Genomic DNA, 8,539 nt, shown 5'->3' on the forward strand with positions numbered 1-8,539 from the left:
GTCAGCCGACCTTGGCGATGATGCGCCGGCAGCGCCGCTCGAGCAGATTGACCGGCAGCCAGAGGTTCTTGAAGCGGGGATTCCGCGTCTGCTTGTGGTGATAGCGGTAGTAGATCTGCTGTGCGATGACGGCCAGCCTGAACAGACCGAAGACCTCGTAGAACGCCCAGTTCTCCGGCCTCAGTCCGGACTTCTCGCTGTAGTAGCGCACGATCTCGTCCCGGCTGATCATGCCTGGTACGTCGGACGGCTGCAGGCGGAACCGCCGGAAACTCCAGTCGTCGTCCGCCTGCACCCAGTACGCGAGCGCGCTGCCGAGATCCATCAGCGGATCGCCCAGCGTCGCGAGCTCCCAGTCGAGCACGCCCACCACGGTCAGCGGGTCGTCTGGAGCGAGCACGACGTTGTCGAGCCGGAAGTCATTGTGGATCACGCAGATCCGTACGTCGGCCGGCCGGTTCGCCTCCAGCCAGGCCATCACCCGCTCGAAGCTCGGCACGTTCCACGTCTTCGCCTTGCGGTACCGCCCGGACCACCCGGACACCTGTCGTTCGACGTACCCCTCGCCGCGGCCGAGATCCGCCAAGCCGGCCGCGGCCGGATCCACCTGGTGCAGGTCGACCAGCGTGTCGATCAGGGTGTGGCAGAGCTGCCGGGTCTGCTCGGGCGTCAGGTCGACACCCAGCTCGGACCGGCGTGGGATGGTTCCGGCGATCCGCTCCATCACGTAGAACTCGGAGCCGATCACGTCCAGGTCATTGCAATGAGCAACCATCTTGGGCACGTACGGGAACACCGGCGCGAGACCCGCCTGGATCCGGTACTCCCGGCCCATGTCATGCGCGCTCTTGGCCTTCGTCCCGGCCGGCGGCCGCCGCAGAATCAGGTCGCGATCGCGATAACGCAGCAAATACGTGAGGTTGGACGCCCCGCCGGAGAACTGCCTGACCTCCGGCAGTCCCGCCGGCAACTCTGTCTCCCGCCGAAGCCAGGCGTCGACCCCGGCTATCGCGAAGGCGTCCTCCGCCCGAACCTCGCGGGCTCCGGCGACGGCCGTTCCCGGCGTACTGTCCGTCGGTCCCAAGGCGTCGCTCACCGGTCTCCGGTCGGCTGCACCTCGGCAGCTGGTACGCGGTCTCCGGTCGGCTGTACCTCGGCGGCCTCCGCCCGATCCCGGGCACGGGCTGCGATCTTGCGCATCTGCCGGTCGTACAGCGGTCGGGCGAACCGCTTGGTCCGCCACGCGAGCAACGCGGGGCGGTCGGGAATGATGAGGAACTGCCCCTTCTTGATCCCGGCGAGCACCCCGGCCGCGATGTCGTCCGCGGTCCGCGGTGACTTCTCGATCAGCTTGCGGGCGGTCGCGCCCATCTCGGTGTCGTCACCCTGGATCGAGTCCGCCAGGTTGGTCCGGAAGAAGGACGGGCAGACCACCGAGACAGCCACACCGTACGGGTGCAGCTCGTGCGAGAGCGTCTCGGACAACGCGACCACGCCGGCCTTGACCGTGTTGTAAGAGCTCATCATCGGCGGATGCACCAGGCCGGCGGCTGAAGCGGTGTTGACGATGTACCCGGAGCGCTGCTTCTTGAGCTGCGGCGTGAACGCGCGACAACCGCGCACCACGCCCATCAGGTTGATGTCGACGACCCGGGCCCACTCGTCCAGCGACTCGACGTCGATCCGCCCACCGGTCGCGATCCCGGCGTTGTTCACCAGGATGTCCAGACCGCCCCAGTTCTCCTCGCACCACGCGACGGCCGCGGCCCAGTCGTCCGCACTCCTCACATCCAACTGCCTGTACTGCGCTCCGCCGGGCGCGGGTGACTCCGCCGCGATGTCGGTGCTGAGCACTTGGTGGCTATCAGCAACGAATCGTGCGACCAGGGCCGCGCCGAGTCCACTGGCCCCACCGGTGACGAGAACCCTGCTCACTTGCCCTCCTGGTGATCCTGCTTCGGCTGATAGCGCGCCAACTCGATCTTCGCGACCACTCCACGGTGCACCTCGTCCGGCCCGTCCGCCAGCCGCAGCGCGCGGGCACTCGTCCAGGCGGCGGCCAGCGGGTAGTCGTCGGACAGGCCGCCACCACCGTGCAACTGGATCGCCATGTCGATCACGTCCTGCGCCATCCGCGGCACCGCGACCTTGATCTGGCTCACCTCGCTCAGGGCGCCGGCGAGTCCCTTGGTGTCCAGCAGATAGGCCGTCTGCAGAACCAGCAGGCGCGCCTGGTTGATCGCGATCCGCGCGTCCGCGATCCGCTCACGGTTCCCGCCGAGGTTGACCAGCGGCTTGCCGAACGCGGTCCGGCTGGTGCCGCGCCGCAGTGCCAGCTCCAGGGACTTCTCCGCCAGGCCGATCAGTCGCATGCAGTGGTGCACCCGGCCCGGTCCGAGCCTGCCCTGCGCGATCTCGAAGGCACGACCAGGTCCTACCAGGATGTTCGAGGCAGGCACCCGCACGTCGGTGAAGGACACCTCGCCGTGGCCGTGCGGTTCGTCGTACCGGCCCATGGCGGGCAGCAGTCGTTCGATCTTGACGCCGCGGGTGTCGCGCGGGACCAGCACCATCGTGTGACGCGCGTACCGGTGAGCGTCGGGGTCGGTGAGGCCCATGAAGATGAGGAGTTCGCAGTCCGGATGGCCGACTCCGGTGCTCCACCATTTGCGGCCGTTCAGGATGACCTCATCGCCGTCGACGATCGCGGTCGCGGCCATGTTGGTGGCGTCGGACGACGCCACGTCGGGCTCGGTCATGCAGAACGCGGAGCGGATCGCGCCATCGAGCAGGGGCTCGAGCCACTGCTGCTTCTGCTCGGGCGTGCCGTAGCGGAGCAGCACCTCCATGTTGCCGGTGTCGGGCGCATTGCAGTTGAAGACGTACGGCGCGAGGAAGGATCGGCCGGTGAGTTCGGCGATCGGGGCGTAGTCCAGATTGCTGAGGCCTTCGCCATACCGCTCGTTGCCGTGCTCGGCAGGCGGGAGGAAGAGGTTCCACAGGCCCTGCTTGCGGGCCTTGGCCTGCAACTCCTTCATCACCGGCAGCGGCTGCCATGGGTCCTCGGCGGCCCGGATCCCCGCGTGCACCTCGGCCTCGACCGGGTCGATCTCGGTCCGGATGAAGTCCTCGACCCGGCCGATCAACTCCTGCGCCCGGGCGGACGGTTCGAACCCCATCTCGCTGACTCCTAACGCTCGATTGGGATTGACGGTAGCGCAGTTACTAAGCAATGCTCAATAGCGTGCGCCAGAGGCTGACTGCGGAGGATCGCCGCAAACAACTGGTCGGCATCGGGCTGATGATGCTGCGGACCCAGCCGATCCACGAGCTGTCGATCGACGCCGTCGCGGCGGAGGCGGGCATCTCGCGTGGGTTGCTGTTCCACTACTTCCCGACGAAGCGGGACTTCTACATCGCCGTCGTCAGCGCCGCCGGCCGGCGTCTGCTGCGCGTGACCAAGCCGGATCCGTCGCTGCCCGCCGACGAACAGTTGCGGCAGATGCTGGTGTCATTCGTCGCCTTCGTCACCCGGCGCCGGGACTCGTACATCTCGTTCGTCCGCGGCGCGGCCGGTGGTGACGTCTACGTGGTGGAGATCTACGCCGAGACCCGCGCCGGCCTGGCCACCCGAGTGCTCGACCTCCTTGGCGATTCGGCCGCAGCCTCGGAGCCGGCCTCGACCGTCCGGATGACAGTCCACGCCTGGCTCGCCTATGTGGAGGACCTGGCCATCGAGTGGTCAGGGCTCCCCGAATCCGACCGTCCTTCGTCGGCCGCCGAGCTGGTGGATCAGGCCATCGCCGCCCTCCACAGCCTCCGCGCCCTAGCAGCCTGAGCCGCTAAGGCAGTAGTTCGGGCTCGAGCACCGGGTCGGCCATCTCGGGATCGAAGGGGAACAGCGGCCGCAGTACTCCGTGATGCCCGAGCCTCAGCAGGTCCTGGTCCACTCCGCCAGGAGTCAGCGCCAGCAGCCAGTCCTCGGCCAGCTTGTAGAGCTCCGGTTCGAGATAGCCGATCTTCACGATCACGGGGTCGGTGGCGGCCGGGTCCAGGCCGAGCAGGGTGAAGTCAGCGAGGTGGTGGTACGGCTTGCGGCGCGAGGTCAGGATCGAGTGCAGTCCGCCGACCCGGATCACTGCCACCGTGCCACCGACCGGGTCCTCCGAGAGCGAGAACACGGTCCCCGACAAGGCGACCGGACCTGACGGACCGGGATCGACCCTGCCGCCGGCCTCGACACTGACCGGGTTTCCGACACCGGCCGCGACGCAGGCGGCCACTGCTTCAGGGTCGGTGATGCTCGCGTGGATCGCGGTCGCGGTGCCACTGGTCAGTTCGTCGACCGTGAGCAACTCGCCGAGCGTCCAGGAGACGTCGCCGGCACCACCGGCAGTCGGGTTGTCGCCGGAGTCGCTGATCAGAAAGGGCCGCGCAGAACTCGCGAGCCCGGCCGCCACGCACTCGTGCAGAGTGCCGGTCGGCGCGACGAAGGCGAACTCCGACCGGGCCTGCCAGTAGGACTGCGCCAGTTCCCTCGCGCGTTCGGCGATCAGCTCCCGGGCGTCGCCGGTCACCACCACTGCCGCCCGGCATCGCGGCTCGTCAGCCCAGGCATAACCGACCCAGACGGCGGCATCCAGCACGCCGGACTCATCCGCGATCTCCGCGACCCGCTGGTAGATCGACGCTGCAGGTTCGATCCGGGTCGAGGTCTTCTCCCCCGGCAAGAGCACCGGCACCTGGACCCACGCCTTGCCCGGCCGACCGAGGCCTGACTGGAGCCGCTCGACCAGATTGCGGGCCGCTCGTTCCCGGCTCTGGATGGCATCCTCGTGCGGCGCCATCCGATAGCAGGTGATGAGGTCGACGGCGGTGCCCAGCTCACGAGAGACATTGCCGTGCAGGTCCATCGACGCCGACATTAGGACATCGGGGCCGAGCTCAGCCCGGACCCGGGTGGCCAGGTCTGCCTCGGCATCCTCCCGCCCGACCACGCTCATCGCTCCGTGGATGTCGAACAACAGGCCGTCCAGTTCACCGGCCGACCGGATCAGGTCGATGATCTCGGCCGACAGGTCGTCGTACACCTCCGGCAGGACGGCACCACCCGGCAGCGAGCGGGCGTGCAACAGCGGCACCCATTCGACGTTCTCCGCCCAGTCGGCTTCGAGAAACTCGTACCTGAGGAGCAGCTCCTCGCCCCGGCGTACGTCGAAGTCCGTCAGCGCGGCGCGGTGCGGTGAGAAGGTGCTGGACTCGATGGCGATGCCGGCGATGCCGATGCGAAGGCTCATCTCTTCAACTTGCCATATCGCGCCCGGACCCTGCCGTCGCCGTACGGCGTGGCCCGGCGTACCGGGGCCCGTCAGGGCGGTGGTGCGGTGGAGTCGCGGACGATGAGTTCCGTGCCGAGCTCGACGTGCAGCGCCTCGAGTTCGTGGCGGTCGAGGAGGCGGGTCAGGAGGCTCACAGCCATCCGTCCCATCTCCTGCAGGGGTTGGCGAACTGTGGTCAGCAGCGGCGAGGTCGCCCGGCTCAGATCGAGGTCGTCGAACCCCGCGATCGACAGGTCGGCCGGGATCCGCAGACCGCGTTCCGTCGCGGCCTGCATCGCGCCGACGGCCGCCTTGTCGTTGAACGCGACCAGGGCAGTCGGACGCTGACGGAGATCCAGCAGTTCGCGGGCGGCGCGATACCCCTGCTGGGTGGTCGGCTCGACATACCGGACCAGCGCCGGGTCCGGGAGGATGCCGCCGTCGGCGCAGGCGGCTGCGTGTCCACCCATCCGCGCGTCACTCGCCAGCCACTCACGCGGATACGCGATCACGCCGATGCGGGTGTGGCCGAGCTCGACGAGATGGGCCGTGACCTGGCGGGCACCGGCGAAGTGTGCGGCGGAGACGGAGGCGATGTCGCGCGGCAGCCGTGTTCTCGGATCGACCACGACGAAGGGGAACCGGCGGGCCTGGAGCCGGACGAGTTCGTCGCCTGGTTCGGGCGGGAGGATCAGGATCGCCCCGGCGACGCCGGGATCGCCGGCCAGCCGGCCCAGGGGATGCGTGTGTTGCGCGGCCTCGCCGGCGTTGAGGATCAACTGCCGGCCGTGCCGTTCCAGCGTCTCCGCGATCGACGAGACGATCAGGCCGAAGTAGTCGGTCAGCACATACGGGCAGCGGACGTAGACAGCGCCTGCAGCCGGCTTCGGAAGACCGCCGCGCGGGCCCGGCGCTCGGAGGCCGAGCCGTTCGACGGCCTGCTCGACCAGCTCCCTGGTCTGCGGCGCGACATTGCCCGCCTGGTTGAGCACTCGCGAAACGGTGGCGATGGAGACGCCCGTCTCCGCGGCGATGTCTCGCACGGTGGCTCGCCTAGGCATTTGTTACATCTCCTTGTTTCACAGACGGGAGCCTAGCTTCAGCCTTGACAGGTGACCAGACCAGAGGTTTTCTGAGGAGGCTCGGGGCTGACTGACGTTTCATTTGTTACATCCCGCCCGATGGCAAGGAGCACGAATGAGAAGGCAAGCGTTGGGCGCGACCGTCGCGGTCTCCGCCCTGGTGATGAGCGGGCTGATGCCCGGCGCCGAGGCAGCGGGACCGCCCGTCGCCCGCGGAGGCGTAGTACAGGCGCGGGTGTGGGTCACGACTCCCGACCGAGCCGAACTGCTGCATGAACGGACCCCGGTCGCGTTCACCAAGGCGAGCAGCGACCTGACGACGATCACGGTCGACCCGGACACGAAGTACCAGACGATGGACGGCTTCGGTGCCTCCATCACCGACTCGTCGGCCAGCGTCTTCTACCGGCTGGCCCCAGCCGAGCGCGAGAAGACCCTGCGTTCGCTGTTCGATCCCCAGCAGGGCATCGGAGTCAGCTTCCTGCGGCAGCCCGTCGGCTCGTCGGACTTCACCGCCGCAGCAGAGCACTACACGTACGACGACGTACCGGCAGGGCAGACCGACTTCGCGCTGAAGCACTTCACCATCGCCCACGACCAGGCGCAGGTCCTTCCGCTGCTCCGCCGCGCCAAGCAGCTCAATCCGACGCTCAAGGTGCTGGCGTCACCGTGGAGTCCTCCGGCCTGAATGAAGACAGGTGACTCGCTGGTCGGGGGTCGGCTCAAGGACGACCCGGCTGTCTACGACGCCTATGCGCGCTACCTGGTGAAGTTCGTGAAGGCGTACGCGGCAGCCGGAGTACCGGTCGACTTCCTGACAGTCCAGAACGAGCCGCAGAACCGCAAGCCGAACGCGTACCCGGGCACGGACATGCCGGTGCGTCAGGAGGCCGCCGTGATCGAGGCGCTCGGCCCGATGCTGCGTGCGGCCAGCCCGCGGACCAAGATCCTCGGCTACGACCACAACTGGACGACGCACCCTGGTGATGTCGGCAGCACCCCGCCGGGTGAGGACCCGGAGACGAACTACCCGTACCAACTGCTCAGCACGCCGGCCGCTCGATGGATAGCCGGTACGGCGTACCACTGCTACTCCGGCGACCCTTCCGCGCAAAGTGCTCTGCAGAAGGCGTTCCCGGAGAAGGGGATCTGGTTCACCGAGTGCTCGGGCTCGCACGGCCCGAACGACACACCCCCGCAGATCTTCCGCGGCACGCTGACCTGGCACGCGCGCAACCTGATGCTGGGAACCACCCGGAACTGGGCCAGGTCCGTCGTGAACTGGAACATCGCGCTCGACTCGACGGGTGGACCGCACCTCGGCGGCTGCGACACCTGCACCGGACTCGTCACCCTGCAGCCCGACGGCACCGTGACCACCGACGCGGAGTACTACACGATCGGCCACCTCTCGAAGTTCGTCCGCCCGGGCGCGGTGCGGATCGGGAGCACGTCGTACGGCACGACCGGCTGGAACGGGCAGCTCATGGACGCCGCCTTCCGCAATCCCGACGGGTCCACCGCGCTGGTTGTCCACAACGAGAACGACGACCCGCGGTCGTTCGCGGTGGCGCTCGGCGACCAGTCCTTCGAGTACACGCTGCCCGGCGGCGCGGTCGCGACGTTCACCTGGCCGCGCTCGGATTCGGGCTCGGGTTCGGGTTCGGCGGGTCTCTCGCCGATCTCACTCGCCGGTGCGACCGCCACCGCGGTACCGGCTGGTGACACCGCGGGGCTCGCCATCGACGCCGACGGGTCGACGCTGTGGCAGTCCAAGGCCGCTCAGGCCCCCGGTCAGTACCTGCAGGTGGACCAGGGCACGTCGCGGACCGTTCGCCGGGTGGCGCTGGACAGCGGCGGCAATCTCGGCGACTTCGCCGCGACCTGGCAGCTGACCTACAGCAACGACGGCACCACTTGGCGGCCGCTCGCCACCGGCAAGTCCACCGGCCAGCTCACCAACGTCGACGTGAAGCCCACCCGCGCCCGCTACGTCCGCGTCACCTCGACCGCGACCAGCGACCACTGGTGGACGCTCGCCGATTTCCGGCTCTACAACTGATATGTAGGGACCTCTTGTCAATAGGCAGGTTGAGGCGCCCGTCCCGGAGTGTGTTCGGGGTGGGCGCCTCGTGGCTT

General features: G+C 68.4%; 7 protein-coding genes and 1 pseudogene. 3 read left to right on the forward strand and 5 right to left on the reverse strand.

Translation table 11 applies throughout. The annotated features are described in order from the left end of the window. Window position 1: 1 nt before the first annotated feature. From ABD210_RS15230 to ABD210_RS15240, 3 genes are read right to left on the reverse strand one after another with little or no spacing between them, the layout of a single operon-like run. Window positions 2-1,096 (reverse strand): phosphotransferase family protein, encoded by a 1,095-nt coding sequence (locus tag ABD210_RS15230; RefSeq protein WP_344112003.1) that lies wholly within the window; start codon window positions 1,094-1,096, stop codon window positions 2-4. Further along, window positions 1,093-1,935, reverse strand: coding sequence for an SDR family NAD(P)-dependent oxidoreductase (locus tag ABD210_RS15235; RefSeq protein ID WP_344112004.1), 843 nt, complete (start codon window positions 1,933-1,935; stop codon window positions 1,093-1,095). Before ABD210_RS15235 ends, ABD210_RS15230 begins: the two co-directional genes overlap by 4 nt. Then, window positions 1,932-3,179: an acyl-CoA dehydrogenase family protein gene (locus ABD210_RS15240; RefSeq protein WP_344112005.1), complete on the reverse strand. Its 1,248-nt coding sequence runs from the start codon at window positions 3,177-3,179 to the stop codon at window positions 1,932-1,934. The genes ABD210_RS15235 and ABD210_RS15240 overlap by 4 nt, the downstream gene beginning before the upstream one ends. Window positions 3,180-3,244: 65 nt before the next feature. Between ABD210_RS15240 and ABD210_RS15245 the strand changes: the two genes are divergently transcribed. After that, the gene (locus ABD210_RS15245) at window positions 3,245-3,838 is read left to right on the forward strand and encodes a TetR/AcrR family transcriptional regulator (protein ID WP_344112006.1); all 594 of its coding nucleotides are present in this window, start codon (window positions 3,245-3,247) and stop codon (window positions 3,836-3,838) included. Between the two features lie 4 nt (window positions 3,839-3,842). On the opposite strand, the gene ABD210_RS15250 is transcribed toward ABD210_RS15245, so the two are convergent. Beyond that, window positions 3,843-5,297, reverse strand: coding sequence for a M81 family metallopeptidase (locus ABD210_RS15250; protein WP_344112007.1), 1,455 nt, complete (start codon window positions 5,295-5,297; stop codon window positions 3,843-3,845). A 71-nt stretch (window positions 5,298-5,368) separates the two neighbouring features. Then, window positions 5,369-6,379 carry a LacI family DNA-binding transcriptional regulator gene (locus tag ABD210_RS15255; RefSeq protein ID WP_344112008.1) on the reverse strand — a complete coding sequence of 337 codons (1,011 nt, stop codon included), beginning with the start codon at window positions 6,377-6,379 and terminating at the stop codon, window positions 5,369-5,371. Between the two features lie 376 nt (window positions 6,380-6,755). Between ABD210_RS15255 and ABD210_RS15260 the strand changes: the two are divergent. Beyond that, a pseudogene (locus tag ABD210_RS15260) lies at window positions 6,756-7,811 on the forward strand (glycoside hydrolase family 30 protein); the annotation flags it as partial. 24 nt (window positions 7,812-7,835) lie between these two features. Then, complete coding sequence (locus ABD210_RS15265) at window positions 7,836-8,462, forward strand: discoidin domain-containing protein (RefSeq protein ID WP_344112066.1); 627 nt, start codon at window positions 7,836-7,838, stop codon at window positions 8,460-8,462. The last annotated feature ends 77 nt before the right edge of the window (window positions 8,463-8,539 follow it).

It is taken from the genome of Kribbella alba, assembly GCF_039529635.1.
GTDB lineage: Bacteria > Actinomycetota > Actinomycetes > Propionibacteriales > Kribbellaceae > Kribbella > Kribbella alba.

Coding starts and splice junctions, on each gene's coding strand:
- ABD210_RS15240 (WP_344112005.1), bottom strand. CDS start 3,179: ATGGGGTTCGAACCGTCCGCCCGGGCGCAGGAGTTGATCGGCCGGGTC.
- ABD210_RS15250 (WP_344112007.1), bottom strand. CDS start 5,297: ATGAGCCTTCGCATCGGCATCGCCGGCATCGCCATCGAGTCCAGCACC.
- ABD210_RS15255 (WP_344112008.1), bottom strand. CDS start 6,379: ATGCCTAGGCGAGCCACCGTGCGAGACATCGCCGCGGAGACGGGCGTC.